The 26,809-nt window shown below is 59.2% G+C and carries 30 protein-coding genes; 19 read left to right on the top strand and 11 right to left on the bottom strand.

Going from position 1 to position 26,809, the window contains the following annotated elements; genetic code table 11:
- The first annotated feature begins 18 nt into the window (after nucleotides 1–18).
- Complete coding sequence (locus FHX09_RS08375; protein WP_165933051.1) at nucleotides 19–1,068, top strand: glycosyltransferase family 4 protein; 1,050 nt, start codon at nucleotides 19–21, stop codon at nucleotides 1,066–1,068.
- Here the strand turns inward: FHX09_RS08375 and FHX09_RS08370 are convergent.
- The 4 genes from FHX09_RS08370 to FHX09_RS08355 form a co-directional block, all read right to left on the bottom strand.
- Entirely contained in the window at nucleotides 1,053–2,099 is a 1,047-nt protein-coding gene (locus FHX09_RS08370; protein WP_183719300.1) for a glycosyltransferase, read from the bottom strand. The two genes, FHX09_RS08375 and FHX09_RS08370, sit on opposite strands and share 16 nt — an antisense overlap.
- Nucleotides 2,096–3,127 (bottom strand): glycosyltransferase, encoded by a 1,032-nt coding sequence (locus tag FHX09_RS08365; RefSeq protein ID WP_183719298.1) that lies wholly within the window; start codon nucleotides 3,125–3,127, stop codon nucleotides 2,096–2,098. Before FHX09_RS08365 ends, FHX09_RS08370 begins: the two co-directional genes overlap by 4 nt.
- A 12-nt stretch (nucleotides 3,128–3,139) precedes the next feature.
- Nucleotides 3,140–3,949 (bottom strand): glycosyltransferase family 2 protein, encoded by an 810-nt coding sequence (locus FHX09_RS08360; RefSeq protein ID WP_184449731.1) that lies wholly within the window; start codon nucleotides 3,947–3,949, stop codon nucleotides 3,140–3,142.
- Between the two features lie 102 nt (nucleotides 3,950–4,051).
- Entirely contained in the window at nucleotides 4,052–4,519 is a 468-nt protein-coding gene (locus FHX09_RS08355) for an Lrp/AsnC family transcriptional regulator (RefSeq protein ID WP_007790058.1), read from the bottom strand.
- A gap of 226 nt (nucleotides 4,520–4,745) precedes the next feature.
- Here FHX09_RS08355 and trxB point away from each other — a divergent pair, with 226 nt between their 5' ends.
- From trxB to FHX09_RS08330, 5 genes are all read left to right on the top strand, one after another.
- Entirely contained in the window at nucleotides 4,746–5,720 is a 975-nt protein-coding gene (gene trxB, locus FHX09_RS08350) for a thioredoxin-disulfide reductase (protein WP_007790056.1), read from the top strand.
- A gap of 23 nt (nucleotides 5,721–5,743) precedes the next feature.
- Nucleotides 5,744–6,640 (top strand): LysR family transcriptional regulator VtlR, encoded by an 897-nt coding sequence (locus FHX09_RS08345; RefSeq protein ID WP_007534166.1) that lies wholly within the window; start codon nucleotides 5,744–5,746, stop codon nucleotides 6,638–6,640.
- A gap of 541 nt (nucleotides 6,641–7,181) precedes the next feature.
- Entirely contained in the window at nucleotides 7,182–7,475 is a 294-nt protein-coding gene (locus FHX09_RS08340; protein ID WP_007790053.1) for a metalloregulator ArsR/SmtB family transcription factor, read from the top strand.
- 224 nt (nucleotides 7,476–7,699) lie between these two features.
- On the top strand, nucleotides 7,700–8,821 hold the full coding sequence (locus FHX09_RS08335; RefSeq protein ID WP_184449729.1) for an alkene reductase: 1,122 nt from the start codon (nucleotides 7,700–7,702) through the stop codon (nucleotides 8,819–8,821).
- A gap of 73 nt (nucleotides 8,822–8,894) precedes the next feature.
- Nucleotides 8,895–9,698: an aminoglycoside phosphotransferase family protein gene (locus tag FHX09_RS08330; protein ID WP_183719297.1), complete on the top strand. Its 804-nt coding sequence runs from the start codon at nucleotides 8,895–8,897 to the stop codon at nucleotides 9,696–9,698.
- A 166-nt stretch (nucleotides 9,699–9,864) separates the two neighbouring features.
- On the opposite strand, the gene FHX09_RS08325 is transcribed toward FHX09_RS08330, so the two are convergent.
- A complete protein-coding gene (locus FHX09_RS08325) occupies nucleotides 9,865–10,875 on the bottom strand; it encodes an SDR family NAD(P)-dependent oxidoreductase (protein WP_132588751.1) in 1,011 nt (336 codons plus the stop codon).
- Between the two features lie 94 nt (nucleotides 10,876–10,969).
- On the opposite strand from FHX09_RS08325, the gene FHX09_RS08320 reads away from it, so the two are divergent.
- Nucleotides 10,970–11,881 (top strand): LysR family transcriptional regulator, encoded by a 912-nt coding sequence (locus FHX09_RS08320; RefSeq protein ID WP_132588752.1) that lies wholly within the window; start codon nucleotides 10,970–10,972, stop codon nucleotides 11,879–11,881.
- 27 nt (nucleotides 11,882–11,908) lie between these two features.
- Here the strand turns inward: FHX09_RS08320 and FHX09_RS08315 are convergent, their stop codons facing one another.
- A complete protein-coding gene (locus FHX09_RS08315; protein ID WP_007790042.1) occupies nucleotides 11,909–12,190 on the bottom strand; it encodes a DUF2188 domain-containing protein in 282 nt (93 codons plus the stop codon).
- A gap of 258 nt (nucleotides 12,191–12,448) precedes the next feature.
- On the opposite strand from FHX09_RS08315, the gene FHX09_RS08310 reads away from it, so the two are divergent.
- The 4 genes from FHX09_RS08310 (at nucleotide 12,449) to FHX09_RS08295 (ending at nucleotide 14,475) form a co-directional block, all read left to right on the top strand.
- On the top strand, nucleotides 12,449–13,516 hold the full coding sequence (locus FHX09_RS08310) for a calcium:proton antiporter (RefSeq protein ID WP_184449768.1): 1,068 nt from the start codon (nucleotides 12,449–12,451) through the stop codon (nucleotides 13,514–13,516).
- Nucleotides 13,517–13,677: 161 nt separating this feature from the next.
- Nucleotides 13,678–13,824, top strand: coding sequence for a hypothetical protein (locus FHX09_RS08305; protein ID WP_007790038.1), 147 nt, complete (start codon nucleotides 13,678–13,680; stop codon nucleotides 13,822–13,824).
- Nucleotides 13,825–13,881: 57 nt separating this feature from the next.
- Nucleotides 13,882–14,190 (top strand): hypothetical protein, encoded by a 309-nt coding sequence (locus tag FHX09_RS08300; RefSeq protein WP_132588753.1) that lies wholly within the window; start codon nucleotides 13,882–13,884, stop codon nucleotides 14,188–14,190.
- Between the two features lie 18 nt (nucleotides 14,191–14,208).
- The gene (locus tag FHX09_RS08295; protein ID WP_007790035.1) at nucleotides 14,209–14,475 is read left to right on the top strand and encodes a DUF1488 domain-containing protein; all 267 of its coding nucleotides are present in this window, start codon (nucleotides 14,209–14,211) and stop codon (nucleotides 14,473–14,475) included.
- 476 nt (nucleotides 14,476–14,951) lie between these two features.
- Here the strand turns inward: FHX09_RS08295 and FHX09_RS08290 are convergent, their stop codons facing one another.
- Both FHX09_RS08290 and FHX09_RS08285 read right to left on the bottom strand, forming a co-directional pair.
- Entirely contained in the window at nucleotides 14,952–16,154 is a 1,203-nt protein-coding gene (locus FHX09_RS08290) for a pyridoxal phosphate-dependent aminotransferase (protein WP_184449727.1), read from the bottom strand.
- Between the two features lie 54 nt (nucleotides 16,155–16,208).
- Nucleotides 16,209–16,508: a hypothetical protein gene (locus tag FHX09_RS08285; RefSeq protein ID WP_132588756.1), complete on the bottom strand. Its 300-nt coding sequence runs from the start codon at nucleotides 16,506–16,508 to the stop codon at nucleotides 16,209–16,211.
- Between the two features lie 19 nt (nucleotides 16,509–16,527).
- On the opposite strand from FHX09_RS08285, the gene FHX09_RS08280 reads away from it, so the two are divergent.
- From FHX09_RS08280 to FHX09_RS08270, 3 genes are read left to right on the top strand one after another with little or no spacing between them, the layout of a single operon-like run.
- A complete protein-coding gene (locus tag FHX09_RS08280; protein WP_184449725.1) occupies nucleotides 16,528–18,861 on the top strand; it encodes a marine proteobacterial sortase target protein in 2,334 nt (777 codons plus the stop codon).
- Nucleotides 18,858–19,640 carry a class GN sortase gene (locus tag FHX09_RS08275; protein WP_132588758.1) on the top strand — a complete coding sequence of 261 codons (783 nt, stop codon included), beginning with the start codon at nucleotides 18,858–18,860 and terminating at the stop codon, nucleotides 19,638–19,640. Before FHX09_RS08280 ends, FHX09_RS08275 begins: the two co-directional genes overlap by 4 nt.
- 56 nt (nucleotides 19,641–19,696) lie before the next feature.
- Nucleotides 19,697–20,845 carry a PQQ-dependent sugar dehydrogenase gene (locus FHX09_RS08270; RefSeq protein WP_132588759.1) on the top strand — a complete coding sequence of 383 codons (1,149 nt, stop codon included), beginning with the start codon at nucleotides 19,697–19,699 and terminating at the stop codon, nucleotides 20,843–20,845.
- Between the two features lie 8 nt (nucleotides 20,846–20,853).
- Here the strand turns inward: FHX09_RS08270 and FHX09_RS08265 are convergent, their stop codons facing one another.
- Nucleotides 20,854–21,339, bottom strand: a complete 486-nt coding sequence (locus FHX09_RS08265; protein ID WP_132588871.1) for a DUF3052 domain-containing protein — start codon at nucleotides 21,337–21,339, stop codon at nucleotides 20,854–20,856.
- A 109-nt stretch (nucleotides 21,340–21,448) separates the two neighbouring features.
- Between FHX09_RS08265 and FHX09_RS08260 the strand changes: the two genes are divergently transcribed.
- The 3 genes from FHX09_RS08260 (at nucleotide 21,449) to FHX09_RS08250 (ending at nucleotide 23,587) form a co-directional block, all read left to right on the top strand.
- Nucleotides 21,449–22,363 carry a DMT family transporter gene (locus FHX09_RS08260; RefSeq protein WP_132588760.1) on the top strand — a complete coding sequence of 305 codons (915 nt, stop codon included), beginning with the start codon at nucleotides 21,449–21,451 and terminating at the stop codon, nucleotides 22,361–22,363.
- 465 nt (nucleotides 22,364–22,828) lie between these two features.
- Nucleotides 22,829–23,044, top strand: coding sequence for a cold-shock protein (locus FHX09_RS08255; protein WP_007534130.1), 216 nt, complete (start codon nucleotides 22,829–22,831; stop codon nucleotides 23,042–23,044).
- 141 nt (nucleotides 23,045–23,185) lie between these two features.
- Nucleotides 23,186–23,587, top strand: a complete 402-nt coding sequence (locus tag FHX09_RS08250) for a BA14K family protein (RefSeq protein WP_132588761.1) — start codon at nucleotides 23,186–23,188, stop codon at nucleotides 23,585–23,587.
- Nucleotides 23,588–23,647: 60 nt separating this feature from the next.
- Here the strand turns inward: FHX09_RS08250 and FHX09_RS08245 are convergent, their stop codons facing one another.
- Nucleotides 23,648–24,295: an MBL fold metallo-hydrolase gene (locus FHX09_RS08245; RefSeq protein WP_132588762.1), complete on the bottom strand. Its 648-nt coding sequence runs from the start codon at nucleotides 24,293–24,295 to the stop codon at nucleotides 23,648–23,650.
- Nucleotides 24,296–24,548: 253 nt separating this feature from the next.
- On the opposite strand from FHX09_RS08245, the gene FHX09_RS08240 reads away from it, so the two are divergent.
- Complete coding sequence (locus tag FHX09_RS08240; RefSeq protein WP_132588763.1) at nucleotides 24,549–25,160, top strand: DUF1236 domain-containing protein; 612 nt, start codon at nucleotides 24,549–24,551, stop codon at nucleotides 25,158–25,160.
- A gap of 236 nt (nucleotides 25,161–25,396) precedes the next feature.
- Nucleotides 25,397–25,663 (top strand): hypothetical protein, encoded by a 267-nt coding sequence (locus FHX09_RS08235; protein ID WP_007790016.1) that lies wholly within the window; start codon nucleotides 25,397–25,399, stop codon nucleotides 25,661–25,663.
- A 59-nt stretch (nucleotides 25,664–25,722) separates the two neighbouring features.
- Here the strand turns inward: FHX09_RS08235 and FHX09_RS08230 are convergent, their stop codons facing one another.
- Entirely contained in the window at nucleotides 25,723–26,613 is an 891-nt protein-coding gene (locus FHX09_RS08230; RefSeq protein WP_183719289.1) for a branched-chain amino acid aminotransferase, read from the bottom strand.
- Nucleotides 26,614–26,809: the final 196 nt, after the last annotated feature.

Raw genomic sequence — 26,809 nt, 5'->3', positions numbered from 1 at the left:
GGTCGCGGCCAACCGGCTATCGTCAATGTCAGTGACGTCGAGATTATTGCGCCGAACTTCAAGAAACGGCTCTCCGGCGTCACCTCGACCATCATTCAGTTGATCCCGGTCCAGCGTGCACTCGGCGAGAAGATTGCGGCTCTCGGACCGGGTCTTCCGGCATCTTTGCCGCACATTCGCTTTCGTGATCTGCCGAAGCTTTGGCGTACGCCCCGCGGCCTGCCTTTCCGCATATGGCACGCTCGCCGCAACATCGAGATGTTTCCGGCCATTTTGATGCGCGATGTCTTGCGCATGCCGTTGAAGATCGTCTTCACCTCGGCTTCTCAGCGCCGCCACTCGGGCTGGACGAAATGGCTGATTTCGAAAATGGACGCCGTGATCGCAACAAGCGGCAAAACGGCCGACTATCTCGAAGTGCCGAACACCGTTGTTCTGCACGGAATAGACACGGCTCGCTTCTCTCCGGCAGATGACAAGGCAATAGCCAAACAGATGCTTGGTCTCAACGCGACGATGAAGATCGCCGGCTGCTTTGGCCGGGTTCGCCACCAAAAGGGCACGGACCTTTTCGTCGATGGCATGATCCGCCTGCTGCCAACTCGACCGGACTGGATCGCCATTATTGCCGGGCGCGCAACCGCCCAGCACGTCGAGTTCGAGAAGGAACTGAAGGCGCGCGTCGCTGCCGCCAGCTTGACCGATCGCATTCTCTTTGTCGGTGAGCACACCAATATCAACGACTGGTATCGTACGCTCGATCTCTTCATCGCTCCGCAGCGTTGGGAAGGTTTTGGCCTGACGCCGCTCGAAGCAATGGCAAGCGCTGTCCCCGTTGTCGCCACTGACGTCGGTGCGTTTGCGGAATTGCTAGTGACCGGCGACAAGGAAACCGGCGCCATTGTCCCGCGCGACGATCTCGATGCAATGGTTCAATCTTGCGGTCTCTTCATGGACGACGAAAGCCGCCGACAGCTCGCATCGGTTCGCGCGCGCACCCATGTGATGAATGCCTTCAGTATTGAAGGGGAAGCGCGCAAGCTCAGCGCCGTCTACCGGTCGGTGTAGGCGACAGCATCAGGTTTGCGCTTGAAGAGCTCAAGATAGGCATTGGCAACCGCGTCTTCGGAGAACTGCTTCATCAGCGTCTCGCGACCGCCCGCGGTAACCTTTTCAGCAAGGGCCGGGTCGTTGATCAGCCGCTCGATGGCTTGCGCAAAACCATCGGTATCGCCGATTTCAACCAGCAGCCCGTTGTCGCCATCCCGCATGAACCACGAGGGGCCTTCGGAGCGGCTGGAAACGACCGGCTTGCTCTGCGCCCATGCCTCCAGAATGACATTGCCAAGCGGCTCGTGGTTTGATGGCATGACAAAAATATCGGCAGCCGCTACGAAAGGCCGCGTATCCTTCTGCCAACCGAGAAACCGCACCCTGTCCGTCACACCAAGATCCGCCGCGACCTTCTTGACGTTCTCCATCTCCTCGCCTTCGCCGGCGAGCCACAAATAGACGCCGGGAATCTTCGCAACCGCCGCCGTCAGCAGCGCAAACTCCTTGCGCGGCACAAAACGGCCCATCGACATCACAACAGGCGCATCCGCTGGTGTGTTGAACGCTGCACGCTCGATCGGGGCAACCTGTCCGGTGCTCGTGAAGTTCGAGATCACCTCTACGCCCCGCGTCCAACCCAGCTCGCGCACATGTTCGGCGATGCCGGGCGTATTGCACACGAGAATGTCGGAATTTTTGAAGTACCTCAGATTGGTCGGATAGTCCCCGAGCCTGGAGATCTTGATGCATCCTTTGTAGTTGGGCATCAGCTCGCTCGCGCGAGGTGCCCAGGCCATGATCGCATCCGGTCTTGCCAACCGGGCATTGATTGCAACTCTCAGCGGCAAGAGGATTCGATCAAGGGAGAGATTGCGGAAGTTGCTTTCGGATATCCGGACCGAGGCCGGCATGTCCTTGCGCCATACCCGGTTGGGACGGATGATTGCGCTCTGCTCGACATTACGCCGGGCCAAAGCATTGACAAGATGCACGAAGAACCGCTCGGCTCCCCCATCCTTGCCAAAATGAAAATGCATCACCTTCACGGTTCGCTTTTCCCGGTTTCAAACAAGCGGATGTAGGCTTGCGTGATCGCATCCTCGGAGAACCGGTTCATGAGCGTGTCTTGGCCGCCTTCGATCAACGAGGTGCGCAAGGCCGGCTCGTCGCGAATACGCGTGATCGCACCGGCAAGCCCCTCGACGTCGCCGCAATCGACCATCAACGCATCCTTGCCATCGGTCATCACCCAGCTCGGCCCCTCGGCGCGAGAGCCGATGGTCGGTTTCCCTGCCCCCCAGCCCTCGAGGCACACATTGCCAAGCGGTTCGTGAAGCGAGGTGACCGTAAAGACATCCGCGGAGGCAAGATAGGCATAGGCGTTGGTCTGCCACCCAGCAAACCGCACGCGGTCTCGCAGGCCGAGATCGTCGGTGAGTTTTTCAAGGTTCTCCCGCTCCGGTCCGTCGCCCAACAACCACAGGAACGCGCCCTGCGTTCTTGCAATCGCCTTTATAAGAACGTCGAAGCCCTTCCGCTTTACGAAGCGTCCCATGCCGATCACAACGAAAGCGTCCGCGGGCGTCTGCAGCGCTTGCCTGGCGATCGGCTCACTGGGAGCCGAACGCGTAAAGTTGGCAATCACCTCGACGCCACGCGTCCAACCAAGTTCGCGGACTCGCCTGGCAATATCAGGCGTGATGCAGACGAGCGTTTCGGAGTTGCGATAGTAGCCGAGGTGTTCTGGATAGTCTCCAAGCCGCGAAATGCGCCGGGCGCTCTTGTAGCGCGGCATGAAGCGGCTCGCGCGCAATTGCCACGACATGATCACATCAGGCTGAAATTCATTCAGGATGGCGCGCATGCGCGCCGACAAGACAAAACGCGAGAGCGAAATGCGCCGGAATGTACCCTCGTAAACCTCGCCGCATTTTTCTATGTCCTTGCGCCAACTGCGATCGGGCCGAATGAGCGCGCGCTGCTCGATCCCGCGGTCGTGGAGCGCATTGACGAGGTTGACAAAGAAGCGCTCCGCTCCGCCCTCCTTGCCGAAATGAATATGCATCACCTTCATCGCGATTGGACCTTAATGTCTTCCTGCGTCATCAAAGCTTGGGCGCCCCTCTGCAACCTGACGTTGATACAGCTTCGCCTGGGTGAGAAAGGCGTACACAGCGCCGGTCATAGCCTCGATAAAGCCCGACGGCCCACAGCGCCATAAACCGTTGTGGAAATACAGCCGTAGGAAATAAATTGGCGGACTGAAAAGAAGCCTGACGAACGTCGTCTTCTCGCCCAGGCCGAAGTGCTGGTCAGCCTTCAGGGTCGAGTATTTGTTTTCTTTCAGGATTTGTTCATCAATGACCAGTGGCCTGTAGTGAAGGAGGCTGCCTGTCTTCGCATCCTCCACACGCCCGGTCGGCACGATACCTTCATGAACGGCTTGCGCGAGATCATAGGCACCTCTGCCCTTGCGGATGAGCCGTAGATTCTTTCTCTCGTGAACATATTCAGGCGTGTATCCGTAACCGATGAGGTAGGGACGACGCGCCACGCGCCATCCGACAATATCCTCTGAAGCGGCAATCAGCTCCGGCAGAAGCTTTCGCAGGGACGCATCGAGCCGCTCATCAGCATCGACATTCAAGCGCCATGGCTGAGTGCACCGATCGAGCGCGAATTGCTTCTGCCCGGCATAACCACGCCACTTCTCGTGAAACAGCCGGATCGGCCATCCCTTGTCGATGTAAGACTGCAACAGAGCGACCGTGCCATCCGTCGAACCGGAATCGACCACAACAATCTCCGCGCACCTATCCAGACTCTCGATGCAATTGCCGAGATACGTTTCTTCGTTCAGGCAAATGATGAACGCGGAAATGGGCAATTTGGTCATGGAATGATCTTCGTATCTTCATCCGCGACGAACGGCTAGCAAAGCGCCTTCCTTAAGGCATAAGCCGTTCCATTCATAGAGCATCGCTTGCTCGTTGGCCGCTCAGACTTCGACCAGACCCACGCGTTTGACCTGCCGGATCGTCAGCATCGTGCGCACCGTATCCACGTGCTCGTTCGCCGTCAGCACCTCGATGACGAAGTCCTGGAACCCTGTGAGGTTCTCTGCAACACAATGCAGGAGGAAGTCGCTGTCTCCGGAAACCATCCAGGCCTGACGAACCAGCGGCCACTGCGCCGTCGCGGCCGCGAACGCCTTGAGATTGGCTTCCGACTGATGCTTGAGGCCGACCATGCAGAAGGCGACAAGATCGAAGCCGAGCTTCGGGCTATTCAGCATCGCATGGTAGCCTTCGATGACGCCAGTCTCTTCGAGCTTTCGCACGCGGCGCAGGCAAGGTGGCGCCGAAATGCCGACGCGGTCGGCAAGCTCGACATTGGTCATGCGGCCGTCCGCCTGCAGCTCACGCAATATCTTTATGTCGATGGCATCGAGTTCGGCGCGAAGCACGATCCTGTCCTTCCTTTAATTCGTGGCTGCCAGCTTCTATATAAAGCGGCGCAATACGCAAGAAAGTTTCACCTAAGCGATGGATTGTTACACAGTGTGTCGACAAAGCCTTGTTGGTAACGCAAGGCTGCCCTTGAATAAAAGCACTGGACGTTCATAAATGGCGAATGGAAACGGCCCTATTCGCTTTTTAGCCGCCGCTCCCGACAGTCGAAAGGAAATGCCCATGTCCGCCCGCCATACCAAGGTGCTCATTATCGGCTCCGGCCCTGCCGGCTACACGGCTGCCGTCTATGCAGCCCGTGCAATGCTGAAGCCTGTGCTGATCGCCGGGATGGAGCAAGGCGGACAGCTGATGATCACGACTGACGTGGAGAATTATCCAGGCTTTGCCGATCCCATCCAGGGGCCATGGCTGATGGACCAGATGCTGCAGCAGGCCAAGCATGTCGGCGCAGAAATCGTCAACGACATCGTCACCGAAGTCGAAATGAACCAGCGCCCGTTCGTGGCGCGCACGGATAGCGGCCAGGTCTGGACGGCCGATACGCTGATCATCGCAACCGGCGCCAAGGCGAAGTGGCTGGGCATCGAAAGCGAGCAGCATTTCCAGGGCTTCGGCGTCTCGGCCTGTGCGACCTGCGACGGCTTCTTCTACCGAAACAAGGATGTGATCGTCGTTGGCGGTGGCAACAGCGCCGTCGAGGAGGCCCTCTATCTCTCCAACATCGCGAAGTCGGTGACGGTCGTGCATCGTCGCGACAGCTTCCGTTCGGAAAAAATCCTGCAGGAACGTCTGTTCTCGAAGGAGAATATCAAAGTGCTCTGGAACACCGAGGTTGCCGAGATCACCGGCACGCCGGCCAAGCCGCCGATGCCGCCGTCCGTTACAGGCGCCCGCCTGCGTGACACGCGCACCGGTGCGATTGCCGAGGTCGCTGTTGACGGCGTCTTTGTTGCGATCGGCCACGCGCCGGCGACCGAGCTTTTCAAGGGTAAACTGAAGCTGAAGGACAACGGCTATCTCTGGACCGCGCCGGATTCGACGGCAACCAGCCTGGAGGGGGTTTATGCCGCCGGTGACGTGACCGACGATACGTTCCGCCAGGCGATTACCGCCGCCGGTCTGGGATGCATGGCAGCTCTCGAAGCCGAACGATATCTGACGGGCCATATGCCCGTCGCCGTTGCCGCGGAGTAGGATCGGCTATGAGGGGTGGGGGAATGCCATTGGATTGGGACAAGCTGCGTATCTTTCACGCAGCTGCCGAAGCGGGTTCATTCACGCATGCGGCGGATAAACTGCACCTGTCCCAGTCCGCGATCAGCCGTCAGGTCAGCGCGCTCGAGCAGGATGTCGGCACCAAGCTTTTCCACCGCCATGCGCGCGGCCTGATCCTGACGGAACAGGGTGAACTGCTCTATCGGACCGCTCACGACGTGCTGCTGAAGCTGGAAACGGTGAAGATGCAGCTGACCGAAACGACGGAAACGCCGACCGGTAAACTGCGCGTCACCACCACGGTCGGTCTCGGCCAGGGGTGGCTGACGGACAAGATCCAGGAGTTCATGCAGCTCTATCCGGACGTCCAGATCCAACTGATCCTCGACAACGAGGAAGTGGATGTCAACATGCGCTACGCCGATTGCGCCATCCGCCTGCGGCAACCGGTTCAATCCGATCTGATCCAGCGCAAGCTGTTCACCGTTCACATGCACGTCTATGCGGCCCCCTCCTACATCAACCGCCATGGCGAGCCACAGACGGTCGAAGACCTCGACAACCATCGCATCATCACATTCGGCGAACCCGCACCGAGCTACCTGCTTGACGTCAACTGGCTGGAAGTCGCCGGACGCTCGTCGGACAACAAGCGCATCCCGCACCTGCAGATCAACAGCCAGACCTCGATCAAGCGCGCCTGCCTGCTCGGAATGGGCATCGCCTGCATGCCCGACTACATCGTCGGACGCGACCCTGGCCTCATCCAGCTGCCGATCAACGCAGACGTGCCGTCGTTCGACACCTACTTTTGCTATCCCGACGAGATGAAGAATGCGGCGAAGCTGAAGGCATTCCGCGACTTCATTGTCAGCAAGGCGCGCAACTGGAACTTCTAGTTGTTTGGCCCAGAAATACAAGCCGTGCAATGCATGCATGTCTGGCATGCATAAATTGGGGTTGCCGTCTGCTTATTAAAACACCATATCGCTTACAGCTGATGCACACGGTGGCTTTTCCTCCCAGTTCCACCGCATTAGCTGTTCCCCTCTGGAGGTTTTGACCTTCACACCTACAAGGGCCCCGATCTTTCGGTGGCCCTCTTTTTTTGCCCGATTTTTTCGCACTGCAGCAGAAAATTGTGCAACGCATAGCAGGCATGCGCAAACATGCATTGAAATCTGCCTCTCAAAGCATCATATCCCACTCAGCTGATGCATTTCGTGGCTTCTCTCCCAGTGCCACCGCGTTAGCTGTTCCCCTCTGGAGGTTTATTGACCTTCACACCTTTAAAGGGCCCCGATCTTTCGGTGGCCCTCTTTTTTTGCCCAAAATTTAGCCAGGCCGGGACATGCAACAATTCACGCCGTCGTGACTTGCATATCGAGAATGACAAATCCATATATCGCCTAAGGACGATTTATAATTCGATGAGCGGCGATGGAAAAAGACGAAATCCTGAAGGCGATAGCCCACCCGACACGGATGGAGATCCTGAGCTGGTTGAAGAACCCCGAGGAGCATTTTTCCTCGCAGGAACACCCGCTTGAGATGGGCATATGCGCAAGCCAGTTCGAGCGCTGCGGCCTTTCGCAGTCGACCGTCTCGGCACATCTAGGGACCTTGAGCCGCGCCGGCCTCGTGACGACAAGACGCATCGGCCAGTGGATCTTCTACAAACGCAACGAGGAGACCATCGCGGCTTTCTTGAAGCAACTCTCGAAGGATCTGTAGGTGCCCGCTCGCCTTTGCGATGCACTGCCTGAGCGCGCTCATGCTTGGTACGTTGAACGCAGAACGACCGGACCGCTTTCCAACACGGGCTCTAGCGCAACTCGCACCACTCGCGCGCCCCCGTTGATCGGGCGCGTTACAACCACCCTCCCCTATCCCTCCGTCGAACGGTAGGCGCGTCCGCCACGGCCGAGTGATTTTCCAGCACCTAAGAAAGGACTCCCATGAGCAAGCTTTTCGAACCGACAACGGTTGGCGATATTGCCATCAAGAACCACATCGTGATGGCGCCGCTTACGCGTAACCGCTCGCCGGGCGCCGTTCCGAACGACCTCAACGTCGAATACTACCGCCAGCGGTCAGGGGCAGGGCTGATCGTCACTGAGGCAACGGCCATTACGCATCAGGGCCAGGGTTACGCAGATGTTCCCGGCCTCTATTCCAAGGAAGCGATCGAGGGCTGGAAGCGTGTGACCGATGCCGTGCATGCGGCGGGCAGCAGGATTGTCGTTCAGATGTGGCATGTCGGCCGTATCTCGCACACGACGCTGCAGCCGGACGGCGGCAAGCCAGTCTCCTCGACGAATACGGCCGCAAAATCCAAGACCTATCTCGTCAACCCGGACGGCACAGGAAGCTTCGTGCCGACGTCCGAACCGCGCGCCCTCGAAACTTCGGAAATCCCAGGCATCGTTGAAGACTATCGGAAGGCCGCGCGCGCGGCGATTGAAGCCGGCTTCGACGGCGTCGAGATCCACGCTGCAAATGGTTATCTGATTGACCAGTTCCTGCGCTCCGGTATCAACGACCGGACGGATCACTACGGTGGCTCGGTCGAGAACCGCGCACGCTTCCTCTTTGAAGTCGTTGATGCGATCACGGCCGAGATCGGCGCCCGGCGCACCGGCATCCGCATTTCACCCGTGACGCCGGCAAACGATTCCTCCGACCCGGATGCACAATCGATCTTCACGTATGTGGTCAAAGGTCTGGCAAAGTATGACCTCACCTACATCCACGTCGTCGAGGGTGCGACCGGCGGTGATCGCAACTATCAGCAAGGCGACAAGCCCTTCGACTACAAGGCGCTCCGCAACGCTTACGAGAAGGCTGGCGGCATGGCGAACTGGATGGTCAATAACGGCTATGACCGCGACATGGCGATCGACGCCGTGGAAAGCGGCCGCGCCGACCTCGTTGCGTTCGGCAAACCGTTCATCTCCAATCCGGACCTCGTTCAGCGCCTCAAGGACAACACGCCGCTTGCCGGCCTTGACCAGGCAACGCTTTATGGTGGCGGTGCTACCGGATACGTAGACTATCCAACGCAAGAAAAAGCCGCCTGAGCCTACACTTACCAACGGAGATCCCGCCATCTGGCGGGATTTTCTTTTTTCAGCGCCTGGCTAGCATGTCACCATGTTCGAATCGCACATCAAGCGCTGGCGACTGACTATCGACGGCGAACCGATCATCACCCATTCCAGCCATCTCCTGCCCGTTCTGTCGGACGGCAGACCTGCGATGCTGAAAATATCAAAGGACGAGGTTGAGCGGACCGGTGGCGCCCTGATGCAATGGTGGGGCGGCATCGGCGCGGCAAGGGTCTACGCGCACGACAGCGAGGCCGTTCTGCTCGAGCGCGCGATGGGCCATCGCTCGCTTCTGGCAATGGCGATAGACGGCGCGGACGATGCGGCAACCCGCATTATTTGCAGCACAGTCGCAAAGCTTCACACCCCACGCGAAAAGCCACGGCCGGAGCTCATTCCGCTTACCCGCTGGTTTCGCGACCTTGCCTCGGCGGCAGAAGTTCATGGCGACATACTGGGTCAGTGCAACCTGATTGCCAGAACACTGCTTTCCGATCCGCGCGATCCCGTCGTCCTGCACGGCGACATTCACCACAGCAACATCCTCGATTTCGAACAGTACGGCTGGTTGGCGATTGATCCAAAAGGCTTGATCGGCGAACGCGGCTTTGATTACGCCAATATCTTCGCCAACGAGGACCTTCAGACCATAAGCACCCCCGCTCGTCTGCAGAGGCAGCTTCGACTTGTCGCCTCCGAGGCTGGTCTTGAGCCGAAACGACTGCTCCAATGGATTGCAGCCTATTCGGGCCTGTCAGCCGCCTGGTTTCTCAGCGATGGATCGACGGCACTGGCCGAAAGTCCACTCGCTGTGGCGCGCATCGCGCTAGCTGAATTACAGCGGGACTAGGCGCGCCGTTCGCCCAGTGCGCCGCTGCTCGGATCTTGGTGTCGCACGCCAGAGATCGATCAGAAGAGACATGGGCGCTACGCCTCCTTGGCCTTACGCACCTTCGCAGGTGCGTTCTTCTCATTGATGAGCCGAACACAGATGCAGACGCAACCTTAAACAGGTGCTAATGAACGGCCTGTACCGAAACGCGTGCCTCGCCCTCCTGCCCAGCGCTCCGCAGACAGCCGAGCGAGACCAACGACGCGCGAACAGCTTCGTCGATCGGCGTATGGGGCTCGCTGCCGAGCTCGGTGATCAATCGTTCATTCGACATCCGCAGCGGCTCCCGCCAGAGGTAGCGCATCTCCTTCAGCTCACGCATGAACGTGACGAACGGAGCGGCCAGCGGCACGATCCACCAGGGAAAGGCCTGCGTCTTTATGGTGGCGCCGGCCACCCGTTTGATAGCAGCCACCATCTGACAACCATCGGCATCCCAAAAGCCGTCCATGTGATAGACGGCAAAGGATGGCAGGCGGTCACCACATTCGATGAGACGCACCATCGTTTCTGCAACATCAGGCAGATAGGCCCATTGGTGCCCGACGCCGCAGCGCGCCGGATTCTTGACGGTGGTCAGCAGCTTTCCCGGCGTGACCATGCCTTGTGAGAACCAGCTACTGGCAGCCCCCGGTCCGAAAAAATCGCCAGCACGGACAATGATGACCCGCACGCCGGTTCGCGAGGCAACCTCCAGTCGCCTTTCCATTTCGACGCGGATCGCTCCCTTCTTCGTCACGGGATGTTGCGGGCTGTTTTCCCGAAGGACCGGAAATGAATCCGGTCCGAAATTATAGACGGTGCCCGGCAGAAGGATGCGCGCACCGACCGAACGTGCGGCTGCAATGGTGTTGTCGAGCATCGGGAGAACGAGCTTTTCCCAGTCGCGGTAGCCCGGCGGATTGACGGCGTGGATGATAAGGCTGGCACCTTGGGCCGCCGTCATCAGATCGATGGCGTTCATCGCATCGCCTTGGATCCACTCGAAATTCGACGCTCTCGCGCGCGCCTTTGCGGCATCCCGATTGAGCGCCCTCACCTGCCAGCCGCGTGCGGCGAGCTTCCGTGCGACCTCGCCTCCGATCCCGCCTGTTGCACCAAGCACCAGAGCAACCCGTCCGTTTTGTCCCGTCATGATGGTCTCCGTCAATTTCGACTGAAGCCGATCATGCCTATGTGCCAACACAAACAAAATTGACGAAATTCGTTGCGCAGATATACATAAATGCATGAACAGAGAACCGGACTGGCATTTCTACCGAACGCTGTTGGCCGTCCTGGAGCAAGGATCGCTTTCGGCGGCGGCCCGTGAACTGGGCCTGACGCAGCCGACGGTCGGGCGGCACATCGACGCGCTGGAGGACGCAATCGGCTCGCAGCTCTTCGTCCGCTCACCGAACGGTCTATTGCCGACCGATGCGGCCCTGGAATTGAAGCCCTACGCGGAAACGCTCGCGGCGACATCCGCCGCCCTGCTGCGAACGGCATCGGGACATCGAGAGCGGGTCGCTGGCACTGTCCGGATAAGCGCCAGCGAGGTCATCGGCGTCGAGGTCTTGCCGCCTATCCTCGCACCACTGGTGGCGGCCCATCCTGAACTCAGCATCGAGCTCTCGGCGTCTGACGCCATCGAGGATCTTCTCAACCGGGAGGCGGATATCGCCGTGCGGATGGCCGAGCCGGCCCAGGATCAGCTCATCGTCCGCCGCATCGGAGAAATACCGCTCGGCTTTCACGCCCATCGTCGCTATATCGAGCAACATGGCATGCCGGAGGAGATCGCTGACCTCGCAGGACACCGCCTTGTCGGCTTCGACCGGCAAACGGCCTATATCCGGACCATGATGGCGCGCTTTCCATTGCCGGACGGGCTCGCCTTCGCTTTTAAAAGTGATAACCCGCTTTCGCAGATCTCGGCAATTCGCGCCGGCCTGGGGATTGGGATCTGCCAGACGGGCCTTGCAGCACGAGATCCGGATCTGTTGCCGGTCCTGTCGGAGCTTTTCCGGATACCTCTCGACACCTGGGTCGTCATGCATGAGGGGATCAAAACGGCGCGCCGCTACCGCGTCACATTCGACGCGCTGGTAGACGGCCTGATGAATTACGTGAGCGGAACGGCGCGCAAACGCCCGGGCTGATCATCGCATGAATGATGAACCGTGCGCTCATGCGCGGGGCGAGGCTTCGCTGGAATGGCTTTTCCAGGTGCCGTCGACAACCTCGGTCTCCGGCCGGTCCCCGCCTTCGGCATACTCCTCATGCCATTTGCCCTTATCATCCTGCCAGCTGATCTCCGCGGAATCACCGCCAACCTGCTGTTCGGCCGCAACGATGCGGGCTGCTTCGAGCGCTTCGGAGTGTGTGGGAAATGCTTCGGAATAGACATTGCCCAACCGGTAGGCCCAGCCCCCGTCGTGAGGAACGACCTCGTAGACCACCTTGACCATGCATTTCACTCCTCTTCTTGTTCGCGCCCGAACACTGACCGGATTGCATCCAGTTCTGCGCGGGCCGCATTGCAAGAGACGAGTGGGCGCCGCGATATGCTTCCGGCTGACCGATGCGTTAGTATTCCATTAAATTCTCAAGACTGCAAACGCACCTCTGCGCGTGCTTGCTTGTCATGCAAAATCATCGCTTTAGACTTTCCGGATGAATCAAGATCGGAGCTTTCCGTGAAAACTGTGCCGCGACTGAAAGACGAAATGTTCTTGGTATTGGCGATGGTCGTCGCCGCTTTCGCGTACATGTCAGAGCATGCGGTTCTTGAGATGGGCCGCGGCATATCGCTCATCGCGGCCGCAGCGCTTGTCGCCACCATCGTCGTTGCCTCGGTTCGCGTCGCCCATCATGCGGAGATCCTGGCAATCAAGGTTGGCGATCCCTATGGCACGATGATCCTGACGCTGTCGGCCGTTGCCGTGGAAGTGATCATCCTCGCGATCATGATGAGTGGCGAAAGCTCCCCCACGCTCGTTCGCGACACGATCTATGCGGCCCTGATGCTCGACATCAACGGCATCCTTGGCCTCGCCGCCCTGCTCGGTGGCTTGAAACACGGAGAGCAGCCATACAATGACAACTCGGGAAAGACCTATGGCGTTATGATCCTCACTGCCATGGGCATCTCGATGATCGTTCCAGAATTCGTGCCGGCGGATAAGTGGCACTACTACTCCGCCTTCACCATCCTGGCTATGGTCGCCCTCTACGGCCTCTTCCTGCGTATGCAGGTCGGTCAGCATAGCTACTTCTTCAGCTATGCCTATCCCCGCAGCGATCGGAAGAAGACCGATCCGCAAGAGCACTCGACCGAGGATTCCGCGGCCGCCTCGATTGTCACGATCTTGATCGGCGTTGTCATCATCGGCCTGCTTGCGGAGTTCATGGCCACCTTCATGACGCAGGGCCTGCGGGACACCGGCGCTCCCGTTGCCCTGACCGCCATCGTCGTCGCAGCGATTTCCGCGGCGCCCGAAATCCTGACGGCGCTGCGTGCAGCGCTGCGCAACCGCATGCAGGCGACCGTCAATATCGCCATGGGTGCTTCACTATCGACTGTCATCCTCACGGTTCCGGTGATGGAGGCGATCGCGCTTTATACCGGTCAACCCTTCATCATGGCCATGACACCGGTCCAGACTGTCATGGTGGCGATCACCCTGATCGCGGCAGCCATCAACCTCAACGACGGTGAAACCAATGCCATCGAAGGCATGACGCATTTCATCCTCTTCGCGACGTTCCTGATGCTGTCGGCATTGGGACTTTGATTTTGTGGAACCTGTCCGATCGTTGCGTCGCTGCGGCTAGGAGATCGCACCTTGCAATTCGTATATGTGCACACCATGTCTAAGGCATCGGCAGCATCTGAAACGGGCGCTGCCGGGTGCGGACGATCAGAAGCGTTCCAGCCCCAACAAAGGAGGACTGCATGTCTTCCGCCTCCAGCATACAGTTCATGGAAAATGTGATGCGGGAAGCTCTGCGCTTCCGCTATGTCGATTTTCTTATCAAGTCGACGCCGGCAATCAGTCTGGCATTCATCGCCTACGTCACGTTCCGGGGTATCCTTTGGTAGGAGCAGCCGTTCTGAACCCACAATTCATTACCGAGGGCCCTTTCATTCGAGGTCACCATGGCAGAGCGCACCAGAGAAACGGAAATAACGTTTGCTCACCCCTTCGTTCTGAGCTCACTGGTAGTCCCGTTGGAAGCGGGGACCTATCGGCTGATTGTCGACGAAGAAGAGATCGAAGGCCTATCATTCTCCGCCTTCAGGAGAACCGATACCCATCTCGAAATACCGGCGATTGCAACGGATAACGGCACCAGGCAGCGATTGAGTGTGTCTTCGCAGGAAATTGAAACTGCCTTGGCCAAGGATGCCAGTACAACCGGGCGATTAAAGACCGAGCGGCGGCCATTCGACAACGCATTCCAGTAGAGAAACGAGAGGAGCATTATGGCAATCGCATTTCCCAACCGCGCCAGAAGCTATGACGAAACCGCCAGGCGCATCCGCTTCCTCGGCCATGATGGTATGTTCGAGATTCGTTTCTCGATGGATATTGACGTGCTGACGAAGGGACCTTGCCCGGCAGCGACATCGGAACGCGACTATCTCGCGGGATTTGACGGGCTTCGAACCCAAATTCTAGATGTCGCCAAACGCGTCTATGGCTCTAAACGAGAGAATTCGATCGTCCTGAAACTGTCGGATTTCAAGTAGCAGATCGATCGCAGTTTGCTTTTTCCTACACCAAAGCCCGTACCGAAAACCAACCCTACAACGAGGACTATCGTATGCATGAGCCATGGAGCAAAAGCCGCCAACGCGCAGAAGCTGCGTTCGGATTGACGCAGACACAGATGTTGTCGCGCACGCAGGAAGCATTGAAAATCGATGCCGTTGCTACCGCCAGAAATGAGAAGACCGCTCGACTGAGAGCGATGCGCCTTGAGCAAGAAGCGCACGCTCGGGCCGGGCAATCTTCCCATGCAACGCCGATCAAGGAATGACCAGGGGACACTTGTCGCACATTTGAAGCGATCCCAGCGGACCCGCCCTTGCCTTGCGGTACTGGGTAGGAACATGGCACTTCTCGCCGGGAATTCGGTAGACTTTTCATCTCAGCCGGTTGGCAACGTCCGACCAACAAAAAACCCGCCGTTTCCGGCGGGATTTCGCATTCGTTCCTGAATTGCTTACTTGCAGGCGCCGCAGAAGCGCTGGATGCGCTTGCAGGCTTCCTCAAGCAGCGCTTCCGAGGTCGCATAGGAGATGCGGAAGTTCGGGCCAAGGCCGAAAGCCGAGCCGTGAACGACGGCTACACCTTCGCTTTCAAGCAACTCGGACACGAAGTCCTCGTCCGTCTCGATAACCTTGCCAGAGGGTGCGATCTTGCCGATGAGGCCGGCGCAGGACGGATAGACGTAGAACGCGCCTTCCGGCGACGGGCACGTGATGCCCTTGGCCTGGTTCAGCATCGACACGACGAGGTCGCGGCGGCCTTCGAAGATCTTCTTGTTCTGAGGGATGAAATCCTGCGTGCCGTTCAGCGCTTCGACGGCAGCCCACTGCGCGATCGACGTCGCACCCGAGGTCTGCTGCCCCTGGATCATGTCCATCGCCTTGATGAGCTGGATCGGACCTGCCGCATAGCCGATACGCCAGCCGGTCATCGCGTAGGCCTTGGAGACGCCGTTCATCGTCAGCGTGCGATCGTAGAGCTTCGGCTCGACTTCGACAGGCGTGACGAACTTGAAGTCGCCATAGGTCAGATGCTCGTACATGTCGTCGGTCAGCACCCAGACATGCGGATGCTTCAGCAGCACGTCCGTCAGTGCCTTGAGTTCGGCATGCGTGTAGGCAGCACCCGACGGGTTGGACGGTGAGTTGAAGACGAACCACTTCGTCTTCGGCGTGATCGCCTTGTCGAGATCGCCCGCCTGCAGCTTGAAGTTGTTTTCCTGCGTCGCCGAAACGATGACAGGGGTGCCGCCGCACAGCGACACCATTTCCGGGTAGGACACCCAGTACGGCGCCGGGATGACGACTTCATCGCCCGGGTTCAGCGTCGCCATGAAGGCATTGAAGAGGATCTGCTTGCCGCCGGTGCCGACGATCGTCTGCTCCCAGGAGTATTCCAGGCCGTTCTCGCGCTTGAACTTCGCGGCAATCGCCTTGCGCAGTTCAGGGATACCGGAAACCGGAGTGTACTTTGTCTCGCCGCGGTTGATCGCGTCGATGGCCGCCTTCTTGATATTATCTGGCGTATCGAAATCCGGCTCGCCGGCGCCGAGGCCAATCACATCGCGTCCTTTCGCTTTCAGCTCGCGCGCTTTCTGGGAAACGGCGATGGTGGCTGAAGGCTTCACACGGGAAAGAGCATCGGCAAGAAAGGCCATGATATCGGTCCTATACGGTTGATTTGGGCAGAAAGCCGGGACCGGAATTCTGCGCTAAGCTCTATGTCCAATGTGAGCAGGCATTTCAAGCGCAAAGGCGTGATGGTGCCAATGATTCTTCGTGATCAGTTGGCTCATACGATTGTCAATTCGCGACATCACCCACTCGGCCCGATGAACAATTTTGCGAAGCACTTGAATCGATTTCTGAAGAGGGTCCGATTTACGCCCTGAAATCAAAAACTTCGCCTTTTTCAGGCTTTGCCACGAATTGGCCGCAACAAATGCCGCGGCATGCCGCAATTCGGTCGCGAGCGCGCCGAGATCGAAGCCGCATCTTGGTGCATCCGACATTGGTTATTGAGGGCATACCATGTTTGTGGAAGACGAGTTTGTCATAAGGCGCCTTCGCGCCAGTCGCGTATCCATCTCATTGCTGGTTGCATTCGTGGCTTTCGCCGCGTCGATAGTTATGACATTCGGGCTCGTCACGACGGTTTACGCCGAAGAAAGCCAGCAAAAGGTCGAGCAACTCGCCGGTCTCGTTCGACCGAACGACGTCAACAGCGGCTCCCTCCTTTTTCCCGCTAAGGAGCCCGGCTTCTTTATCGAGGCACCACGCCTGAAGACCGACGTCCAGATGGACGTCTCCGGCCCCATCGCCCGCGTCAGGGTCACCCAACGATTCCAGAACCCGAGCAAGGGCTGGGTTGAGGGTACGTATGTCTTTCCGCTCCCGGAAAACTCCGCTGTCGACGTGCTGAAGATGCAGATCGGCGAGCGCTTCATCGAGGGTCAGATCAAGCCGCGCCAGGAAGCGCGCGAAATCTACGAACAGGCAAAGGCGGAAGGCAAGAAGGCCGCTCTTCTCGAGCAGCAGCGATCCAACATCTTCACCAACCAGGTCGCCAACATCGGCCCCGGCGAAACGATTGTCGTGCAGATCGAATACCAGCAGGCCGTCCACCAGTCCGGCGGCGAGTTCTCGCTGCGCTTCCCTATGGTCGTCGCCCCCCGCTACAATCCGGCGCCGATCGTCCAGACCGTGGAATTCAACAATGGTGCCGGCTTCGCGGTCCCGACCGACCCGGTGGAAAATCGCGAGAAAATCGAGGCGCCGGTTCTCGATCCGCGCGAGAACGCGAAGATCAACCCCGTCGCGCTCACCGTCAATCTCAAGGCCGGCTTTCCGCTCGGCGACGTGAAATCCTCCTTCCATGACGTCGACATCAAGCAGGACGGCGACCAGAGCCGCACGATCTCGATTAGGGGAGAGAGCGTTCCGGCCGACAAGGACTTCGAACTCACCTGGAAGGCCGCGCCTGGCAAAACGCCAAGTGCCGGACTTTTCCGCGAGGTCATCAACGGCAAGACCTACCTGCTTGCCTTCGTCACACCGCCGGCAACGCCCGATACATCGTCGCCGACAGCCAAGCGCGAAGTCGTCTTCGTCCTCGACAATTCCGGTTCCATGTCCGGCCCGTCGATCGCGCAGGCGAAGGAAAGCCTGGCGCTTGCGATCTCGAAGCTCAACCCCGACGACCGCTTCAACGTCATCCGCTTCGACGATACGATGACCGACTATTTCAACGGCCTCGTTGCCGCCTCACCCGACAATCGCGAGAAGGCCATCGCCTATGTCCGCGGACTGACCGCAGACGGCGGTACCGAAATGCTGCCGGCGCTACAGGATGCGCTGCGCAACCAGGGGCCTGTCGCCAACGGCGCGCTTCGCCAGGTCGTGTTCCTGACAGACGGCGCAATCGGCAATGAACAGCAGTTGTTTGGCGAGATCAGCCAAAACCGTGGCGAGGCCCGCGTCTTCACAGTCGGCATCGGCTCGGCGCCAAACTCCTATTTCATGACCAAAGCCGCCGAGATGGGCCGCGGTACCTTCACCCAGATCGGCTCCGCCGAGCAGGTCGCGACCCGCATGGGAGAGCTTTTCGCGAAGCTTCAGAACCCGGCAATGACCGATATTACGGCAACCTTCGAAGGTATAAAGGCCAAGGACATCACCCCGAACCCGATGCCTGACCTCTATACCGGCGAGCCGGTCGTCCTGACCGCGGAACTGGCGGAAGAAAAACCCACCGGCAAGCTGCAGATCATAGGCAAGACCGGCATCCAGCCCTGGCGCGTCGACGTGGATATCGCCAACGCCGCCGATGGCCAGGGCATTTCCAAGCTCTGGGCGCGGCGCAAGATCGACGACCTCGAAGCCCGCGGCTACGAACGGGAGGACCGCGCTTCGCTCGACAGGGACATCTTGACGGTGGCGCTCGCCCACCACCTCGTCTCGCGTGTAACGAGCCTCGTCGCGGTCGACGTCACACCATCGCGTCCTGCAGGCGAGCCCGTCGGCTCGGCAAAGCTGCCGCTTAACCTGCCTGATGGCTGGGATTTCGAGAAGGTCTTCGGTGAGGAAGCCCCGGCCCCGACCAGCCCGCCCGATCATGCGATGGCGACGCCCCGGCAGGAGTTTGCGCAGCTGGCGGCATCGCGCATGGCTGCCGCACCTACGGCGAAGGCAGCCGGGCTGATTGCCCAGAAGTCCGCGTCGGTAAAGCTGCCGCAAACCGCAACGCGTGCAGACGAGCAGATCGTCCGCGGCATCGTCATGCTTTTTGCCGCACTGATCGCGGCAAGCGGGTTTGCCATTTGGCGCCGGCGCGTGCGCGGCGTCTTCGCAGGGGACAGGCAATGACGCCAGTGAGCTCGCGAGCCGCAGTTCGCAACCACGAAGCGGAGGAGTTCGGCCCACTTCCGACCTACCTCGAGCTCGCCATGGCGACGGCGGCGGCGACCGCTTACGATACTGCGACGGCGCAGGAAAGCCGCTCGCTCCTGCCCCGTCTCTGCGTCGTCGAGAAGGCCATTGTTGTGAGCATCGCCGCCCTCGCGCTGTACGGAACGGCACTGGTGGCCGACGGGCTCTACATCAAGGCCAAGGCGGAACTGTCGCAGCTTCTCCTGAAGCGGGCCTTTGCCGCCGAACTTCGCGGCGAAGACACCAAGCCTTGGCCCTGGGCGGATTTCACGACCGAGGCGGAAGTGACCGCGCCTCGCCTCGGCAAGCATGCGATCGTCCTGTCCGGCGCCTCCGGCGAGGCTCTGGCCTTCGGCCCCGCCTGGCTCGCCAATACGCCCCAACCCGGCGATGAGGGCACCTCCGTCATCGCCGCCCATCGCGACACGCATTTCCGTTGGCTGAAGGACGTCGAAGCAGGCGACGAAATCGAGGTCACACGTCGCGATGGCAAGGTTTTGACCTTCAAGGCGGGCGAAGGCCGCATCGTGCCATGGGATCAAAGCGGCATTGATCCGACAGCGCAAGGCCGCCATCTCGTGCTCGCGACCTGCTGGCCTTTCGGCGCGACGGAACGCGGCCCACTGCGCTACATCGTCGAAGCGGAACTCGTCGATCCGCAGCCAATCGGCACCGTGCCAGCGGCAAACACAAAGCCGTTATCCCAGCGCGAATGAGCTTGAAGCAGGTGTCCGACGCACCACGTTGATCTGGACAGACGACGGGACGGACCATGAGGACACTTGCAAGGCTTCAATTCGGATTTCTTCTCGCAACAGCGGCCTTGGCCGCCTCCCCCGGCCTGTCTGCCGATATCGTCAAGACGAAAACGGTTGAGGTGCAAGTCGATACAATTGCGACCGGGCTCGAGCATCCTTGGGCCGTAGAGGTTCTTCCTGGCGGCTCCTATCTTGTCACCGAACGACCGGGACGGCTGCGCATCATCCGCAACGGCAAGCTCTCCGCCCCCATCGCCGGCGTCCCTGATGTCAATGCCCGCGGCCAAGGAGGCCTGATGGACGTTGCGCTCGCGCCTGATTTTGGAATGAGCCGCAGGATATTCCTCACCGCTGCGACAAGGGCCAAGGGTGGCTCCGGCACCGAGGTCTTCAGCGCTACGCTGTCAAAAGACGGAACGAGCCTCGAGGACGTCAAATCCATCTTTGCGATGAAGCGTTTTACCAGCGGCAACATCCAGTACGGCTCTCGCATCGCCTTCGCCAAGGACGGCTCGCTTTTCATTAGCATCGGCGATCGCGGCGACAGGGATCGCTCCCAGGACTGGAAGGACGACGCCGGCTCCATCATTCACATCAGCGCTGATGGTAGCATTCCTGATGACAACCCTTTCAAGGACGGCGAAAAGGCGCTTCCGCAAATATGGTCGAAAGGCCATCGCAATCCGCAAGGCATCGCCTTCGATGCCGCCGACGGCAAGCTCTATACGGCTGAGCACGGTGCCCGTGGCGGTGATGAGATCAACGACATCGAACCCGGCAAGAACTACGGCTGGCCGATCATCACCTATGGCCGCGATTATTCCGGCGCCGAGATCGGCGAAGGCACGGCCAAGGAAGGACTTGAACAACCTCTTTATTATTGGGACCCTTCCATAGCGCCGGGAGCGCTGGCCATTTATCGCGGCAAGATGTTCCCCGAATGGGACGGCAACTTTCTCGTTGCCGCGCTGAAGTTTCAGCTACTTTCGCGTATGCAGCGCGATGATGGCGGAGCCTTTGTCGCCGAGGAGCGGATATTCGACGGCTCCTATGGCCGCATGCGCGACGTGGTCATTGCACCGGACGGCGCCCTGCTGATCCTCACGGATGAAGATGATGGTGCCTTGCTCAGAGTGTCGCGAGCGCCGGCCAACAATGATTGATGCGAAGCCTAAAGACCGGCGCGCAGTTCCTTTCGAATCACGAACTTCAGGCCGGACCATGTTTCGTCTATGGCGCAAACTTTGACGTCAACCAGTCCCAACGGCTGGAAAATCGATCTTAGGACGTCTTCGGTGATTGTCGTCGGCACCCGTGCCGCTTTCTTGGGCCAGGAAATCCACAGCATCCCGTCCGGTTTAAGGACGCCCGACAGAGCCGGTGCCATGTCTTCAAGAACTGGCCGGCGCGTTTCAAAAACGTGGCCATAGTCGAAGCGACGCTCGATCATTGATGGCAAAGCGGTCTCGACAGAGGAGAAGTGATCAAAACCTTGTATCTCGGTGATCTCGGGCACGCCGATCAACAGTGCCGCCTGCCCTTCCCTCAGGCCTAGCTTTCGCGTCAGTAAACTGCCGGAATACCCCGCCGGCGCATCATGTCCGCGCGGTGACGGCGCAGCCTCTTCGTCAGGCGATGAAACCGCTTTCGTTGTCATCCGTTTGCCTTCAGGCGCTAACGCGGTGGCGACATTCTTCACCCTTGCTCAAACGAAAGGCAACTGTTAACGCTCGGCCATACTCTCCCGCTCCCGCCCAGAGGACGAAATGACGCGCATTCAGGCGAACCTCCTTCTATTGCTTGCAGCTGCCATCTGGGGCGGCGGCTTTGTCGCGCAGTCAACGGCAATGAAGGCGATCGGTCCGTTCTGGTTCATTGGCCTGCGCTTCATGATTGCTGCAGTGGCGGTTCTGCCTTTCATGCTGCTCGAGGCACGCAAGGCGGCGGTCAAGACCGCGCCGCGCCATCTCAAGCTCTATGTGCTGACGGGTCTTGCGCTGTTTGGCGGCGCCGCAACGCAGCAGATCGGCCTGCAGACGACGACGGTGACGAATTCGAGTTTCATTACCGGGCTCTATGTCGTGATCGTCCCCTTGATCGCCGTCGTCTTCCTCCGCCGCTCTCCGCACTGGGTCATCTGGCCCGGTGCGATCATGGCCGTATCCGGCATCTACTTGTTGTCGGGCGGACAGCTCTCGGCCTTGACGACCGGCGATCTGTTGACGGTCGTTTGCGCTGTCTTCTGGGCCGGGCAGATCACTCTGGCAGGCACTACGGTATCCGAAACCGGTCGTCCGCTTGCACTCTCGACCGCCCAGTTTGCCGTGGCCGGGGCCTGTGCGCTCGCCGTTGCCATCGTCGCGGAACCGATCAGCTGGGAGGCGGTATGGGCGGCGGCCCCCGAGATCCTGTATGTCGGCCTCTTCTCCTCGGGTGTCGCCTTTTCGCTGCAGATCATCGGCCAACGCTACACGACCCCGTCGCAGGCAGCGATCTTCCTGTCTTCTGAAGCGCTCTTCGGCGCCTCGCTCGGCGCCCTGATGCTGGGCGAAACCATGCCACCGCTCGGCTACGCCGGCTGCGCGTTGATGTTTACCGCTATGCTTCTGGTTGAAGTGGTGCCCGAAATGGCACGCCGCCGTGCTTCGGACAGACTGAAACCGAGCCCAAATTTGGGTTGAATGCCCAGAAAAGAAAAAAACTTTAGCTCTTGCGTAGTCGCGTTATTGTTGCATTTTTGGCAAAATCTGCTCCCAAACTATATTGCCAACGATATAAAGCGTTGATCTGCGGCGGCTGACGACCAAATTTTTGCTCTAGACGCGCGAAAATGCCGTTCAAAGAGGCGTATCGGCACAGAGGCGTTAAAAAACTTTTGCTTGCCAAAATTTAATAATCGCAGCACTCTCACCGTGTTCGGGCATTTTGCGAGCATGGGAAGTCCTTAGGAATGTGCGCGCCGGAGACGCTAATATTCCGGTCAACCAGTTGCAACAACGCGGGCGTCAGTTCCGTGGCGAATCTGGTTGAGCTAGAGGGGACCTTTTTCTCACATTTCAATGATTGCCTGCTAACGTCTCCGCAAGGAGGCAATATCAGTGATGCTGCCCGTGTGGATGGCGGGCAGAGATAAAAGGACCTGACGCATGGCCGAGACTGGCACTGTAAAATTCTTCAATACCGACAAAGGTTTTGGCTTTATCAAGCCGGACAAGGGCGGCGCCGACATCTTTGTGCACATTTCTGCCGTTCAGGCTTCTGGCTTGGCCGGACTGACGGAGAATCAGAAGGTTAGCTTCGACACGGAGCCGGATCGGCGCGGCAAGGGCCCCAAGGCTGTCAACCTGCAGATTGCAGGCTGAGCCTCCAGCCAACGCTGTCAATTCGAGTTGAAGCCCGGCAGCGATGCCGGGTTTTGTTATTCAGCCTGCATTCACATCGCGGCCCTTACCTTGCCATCATCAAGGTGCAGAACCGGAATCGGTTGAAACAGGGAAAGACAAATGAACAGGCTTGCGAAAACGCTCCTCATGACGGCAACTGCTGCTGCCCTCACCGTATCATCGATCAGCGTTGCGTCCGCCGGTGATTGGCATCGCCACCACCACAACGACGACGCCCTCGTCGGCGGTGCCGTAGGCTTGGCAACAGGTCTTATCGTTGGTTCTGCCATCGCCAGCGCCCCGCGTTATGATGAGCCGCGCTACATCGATCCCCCCTATGAGCCGGAATACGACGCCGCTCCGGTCTATCGCGCGCCCCCGGCTCGCTATTATCGTGCCGACGTCGAGCCCTGGACCCCGCAGTGGGAGCGCTATTGCTCCTATCGCTACCAGTCCTTCGACCCGCGTAGCGGCACCTACATCGGCTACGACGGTCGCAGCCACTTCTGCACAGCTGGCTGATCGTCGCACGATATGATGGAACACGAAGCGCCGCTTTCAGCGGCGCTTTCATTTTGTCGGTCAGATCCCCTGCAGGAACGGGTTGCTGCGTCGCTCATCACCAATGCGGCTGCCCGGCCCGTGCCCGCAAATGAAGCCGACGTCATCGCCCAGCGGCAAAACCTTGTCGCGGATCGAATCGAGCAGTTGCTGGTGGTTCCCCCCCGGCAAATCCGTCCGACCGATCGAGCCGTTGAACAGCACGTCGCCCAGATGGGCAAAGTTCTGCGCGCGATTGACATAAATGACATGGCCCGGCGCGTGGCCCGGCGTGTGATAGACTTCGAACTCGTGAGTGCCGAAGGAAACCTTATCACCGTCCTTCAGCCAGCGGTCGGGAACGACGTTCTGCATGCCCGGCGGCAGACCATATTTCTGCGCCTGCGTCTCGATCCGCTGCAGCAGAGGAAGATCATCCTCATGCGGGCCGACGATATCAATACCTAGAGCCTCCTTGAGCTCCTTCGCACCGCCGGCGTGGTCAAGATGGCCGTGCGTCAGCCAGATTTCCTTGATACTGAAACCGTTCGACTTGATGGCATCAAGGATCGCCGGCACATCCCCGCCCGGATCGACCACGACGCCCTCCTTCGTCTCAGGATCGAAGAGGATCGTGCAGTTCTGCTGAAAGGGTGTCACCGGAATAATGCCGGCCTGGAGCATGCCCATGAGTGCCTCGCTTCTCTATGTCCTGTGTCCCTATAGTCCGAAACCGCGCCGTGCACAGCCCGGGATTTATCGAACGCAGCGTCAGGCAAAGACCGTCGACACCTGGGCCCAGGTTTATCTGGGCCCAGGTGTCGGCATCGGTTCCGTTCGAATTTAACACATTGATACAATCGTTTACCGGCGAGACTGGGCGCGCGGGAACATCGTCATCAACCAAAACGTTACCTGCCTGTACAAGACAAGGAGAAACGAGATGACCTTGAAGCGAAATCTGTTCCTGGCCGGCGCGATCGTCGTGGGAAGCGCCGGTCTTGCCCAGGCGGACATGGTTGCCACGGCCATCAACGATCTGAACGTTCGTGCCGGCCCCGGCCCGCAGTATCCTTCCATCGGTATGGTGACACGCGGCTCGCAGGCCATGCTGGATGGCTGCATCCAGGGAAGCCGTTGGTGCCGTGTTGACGTCAACGGCGTCCGTGGCTGGGTCTATGCACAGTATCTACAGGTTGAACAAGCTGGCAACAGCGTCATCGTCGAACAGCACCAAGCCGATCTCGGCGTTCCCGTCGTGACCTATGAGACAACGGCGAGTGTCGCGCCTGCCGATCCGGCACCAGGTGACGAATTGCTGGGCCCGGTTGGTTCCGTCGAAGCGATCAGCCCGCCTGAAACTGTTACGACCTATGTTCAAACCAATCCGGCCCAGACCGTGCGCCTCCGCGGAGATGTCGTTGTCGGTGCAGCGGTGCCGGATAACGTGACGTTCCGGGAGATTCCGGACTATCAGTATCGATATGTCCGCATCAACGATCGGCCGGTTCTTGTGGACCCCGGTACTCGTCGCATCGTTTATGTCTACAACTGACCATGATGCACAACATGGAAAAGGCGCCTTCGCGCGCCTTTTCTTTGACGGCAGCGTGGAAAACTTTCACGCATGGGTTGCTCTCCATTCCACTTTACATTCAACCATGATAAAATACTGAAATTCAGACGATATCCCTGCTCCCAGTCGGACGTCGGATCGCCTGTATGGCTGGCTATCCTTTCGGACCGCGCAGCCGGCAGCGGCGTTTTGAGGAAACGCAAAGGAGGGAAATCGTGGAAGCCTTATTGCCTATCATCACACAAGTGATAGCAGGTGCCGTCGGCGGCAATGTTGCGAGCGGCGCACTGAAGCAGGTTGCGATCAATACCGTTGCCCGGACGATCGCCGGCGCAATCGGCGGCATCGGCGGCGGCATGCTGCTCAGCATGGTCGGTGGAGAAGCCGCAATGACCGGCCTCATTGCTGACGGCATAGGCGGCTTGATCGGCGGCGGCATCCTGTCGACGATCGTCGGCGCGGTAGTCGCTCGCGCGAGGTAGACAGCGCATCGAAAAACGGCCGAGCTCGCGAGGAACTCGGCCGTTCCTGCTGGTCAAGATCACTCGGCCGCTGCAGCGGCTGGATATACCTCTTTCATGTAGTCGTTCATCAGCGTTTCGCTGATCGTGGCCGGCGTGAATTTATGTGGACCGATTTCCGAGACCGGCGTCACCTCTGCCGCAGAGCCCGTCAAGAAGCACTCGCTGAAACCCGGAAGCTCCTCCGGCATGATGGCGCGCTCGATCACCTCGATCCCGCGACGCTTCGCGAGTTCGATCACCGTCTGTCGCGTAATGCCGTTCAGGAAGCAATCCGGCGTTGGTGTGTGGATGACATCATCCTTGACGAAGAAGATGTTTGCCCCGGTCGCTTCCGCCACCTGGCCACGATAATCGAGCATCATGGCATCGGCATACCCCTTGGCTTCGGCCGCATGCTTTGAAATCGTGCAGATCATGTAGAGACCGGCGGCCTTCGATGCGCAAGGCGCTGTCTTCGGATCGGGCCGGCGATACTCGGCAATATCGAGCCGGATGCCCTTCAGCTTCTCGGCCGGATTGAAGTAGCTCCCCCACTGCCAAATGGCGATCGCGACATTGATCCGGCTTGCTTGCGCGGACACACCCATCATCTCGCTGCCGCGCCAGGCAATTGGGCGGACATAGGCATCGGAAAAGCCCTGGCGCTTCAGGAGCTCGATCGTCGCCGCATCCAGCTCAGAAACCGAGTATGGTACCTTGAAGCCGAGAATCTCGGCCGACGTGTGCAGGCGCTGGTTATGTTCCGTCAGCTTGAAGACCCGGCCACCATAGGCGCGCTCACCTTCGAACACCGCGCTTGCGTAGTGGAGCCCATGGGTCAGCACGTGGATCTTTGCGTCTTTCCACGGCACGAACGCCCCGTTGAACCAGATTTCGCCATCCATTTGATCAAAGGGAACTGAAGCCATTTCGCACTCCTCCGGCGCCCGCACGCCATTGCTGTTGATTGTTGTCCCCAATACGTTTTATCCACTCACGCAGGGGAAAATTACGCATTGTAGTGAAGTTTGCGAAGTCGGGCCAAATTTCCAGTGGAAATGGCGTCCTCTTCCCGCTTCGCAACGCTTAGGGAAGCTAGCAACGGCGCAGAGATACGTCAACAAT

Origin of the sequence: Rhizobium sp. BK538 (assembly GCF_014197575.1) — a bacterium.
Taxonomy (GTDB): Bacteria; Pseudomonadota; Alphaproteobacteria; order Rhizobiales; family Rhizobiaceae; genus Rhizobium.
Note: the sequence above shows the minus strand (reverse complement) of the source record. Positions and strands in the feature narration are given on the sequence as shown.

Coding starts and splice junctions, on each gene's coding strand:
- FHX09_RS08240 (WP_132588763.1), top strand. CDS start 24,549: ATGACCTTGAAGCGAAATCTGTTCCTGGCCGGCGCGATCGTCGTGGGA.
- FHX09_RS08255 (WP_007534130.1), top strand. CDS start 22,829: ATGGCCGAGACTGGCACTGTAAAATTCTTCAATACCGACAAAGGTTTT.
- FHX09_RS08305 (WP_007790038.1), top strand. CDS start 13,678: ATGTCTTCCGCCTCCAGCATACAGTTCATGGAAAATGTGATGCGGGAA.
- FHX09_RS08260 (WP_132588760.1), top strand. CDS start 21,449: ATGACGCGCATTCAGGCGAACCTCCTTCTATTGCTTGCAGCTGCCATC.
- FHX09_RS08340 (WP_007790053.1), top strand. CDS start 7,182: ATGGAAAAAGACGAAATCCTGAAGGCGATAGCCCACCCGACACGGATG.
- FHX09_RS08365 (WP_183719298.1), bottom strand. CDS start 3,127: ATGAAGGTGATGCATATTCATTTCGGCAAGGAGGGCGGAGCGGAGCGC.
- FHX09_RS08250 (WP_132588761.1), top strand. CDS start 23,186: ATGAACAGGCTTGCGAAAACGCTCCTCATGACGGCAACTGCTGCTGCC.
- FHX09_RS08325 (WP_132588751.1), bottom strand. CDS start 10,875: ATGACGGGACAAAACGGACGGGTTGCTCTGGTGCTTGGTGCAACAGGC.
- FHX09_RS08315 (WP_007790042.1), bottom strand. CDS start 12,190: ATGGTCAAGGTGGTCTACGAGGTCGTTCCTCACGACGGGGGCTGGGCC.
- FHX09_RS08230 (WP_183719289.1), bottom strand. CDS start 26,613: ATGGCTTCAGTTCCCTTTGATCAAATGGATGGCGAAATCTGGTTCAAC.
- FHX09_RS08285 (WP_132588756.1), bottom strand. CDS start 16,508: ATGTCGGATGCACCAAGATGCGGCTTCGATCTCGGCGCGCTCGCGACC.
- FHX09_RS08275 (WP_132588758.1), top strand. CDS start 18,858: ATGACGCCAGTGAGCTCGCGAGCCGCAGTTCGCAACCACGAAGCGGAG.
- FHX09_RS08290 (WP_184449727.1), bottom strand. CDS start 16,154: ATGGCCTTTCTTGCCGATGCTCTTTCCCGTGTGAAGCCTTCAGCCACC.
- FHX09_RS08360 (WP_184449731.1), bottom strand. CDS start 3,949: ATGACCAAATTGCCCATTTCCGCGTTCATCATTTGCCTGAACGAAGAA.
- trxB (WP_007790056.1), top strand. CDS start 4,746: ATGTCCGCCCGCCATACCAAGGTGCTCATTATCGGCTCCGGCCCTGCC.
- FHX09_RS08335 (WP_184449729.1), top strand. CDS start 7,700: ATGAGCAAGCTTTTCGAACCGACAACGGTTGGCGATATTGCCATCAAG.
- FHX09_RS08320 (WP_132588752.1), top strand. CDS start 10,970: ATGAACAGAGAACCGGACTGGCATTTCTACCGAACGCTGTTGGCCGTC.
- FHX09_RS08345 (WP_007534166.1), top strand. CDS start 5,744: ATGCCATTGGATTGGGACAAGCTGCGTATCTTTCACGCAGCTGCCGAA.
- FHX09_RS08295 (WP_007790035.1), top strand. CDS start 14,209: ATGGCAATCGCATTTCCCAACCGCGCCAGAAGCTATGACGAAACCGCC.
- FHX09_RS08330 (WP_183719297.1), top strand. CDS start 8,895: ATGTTCGAATCGCACATCAAGCGCTGGCGACTGACTATCGACGGCGAA.
- FHX09_RS08280 (WP_184449725.1), top strand. CDS start 16,528: ATGTTTGTGGAAGACGAGTTTGTCATAAGGCGCCTTCGCGCCAGTCGC.
- FHX09_RS08265 (WP_132588871.1), bottom strand. CDS start 21,339: ATGACAACGAAAGCGGTTTCATCGCCTGACGAAGAGGCTGCGCCGTCA.
- FHX09_RS08310 (WP_184449768.1), top strand. CDS start 12,449: ATGTTCTTGGTATTGGCGATGGTCGTCGCCGCTTTCGCGTACATGTCA.
- FHX09_RS08245 (WP_132588762.1), bottom strand. CDS start 24,295: ATGGGCATGCTCCAGGCCGGCATTATTCCGGTGACACCCTTTCAGCAG.
- FHX09_RS08270 (WP_132588759.1), top strand. CDS start 19,697: ATGAGGACACTTGCAAGGCTTCAATTCGGATTTCTTCTCGCAACAGCG.
- FHX09_RS08300 (WP_132588753.1), top strand. CDS start 13,882: ATGGCAGAGCGCACCAGAGAAACGGAAATAACGTTTGCTCACCCCTTC.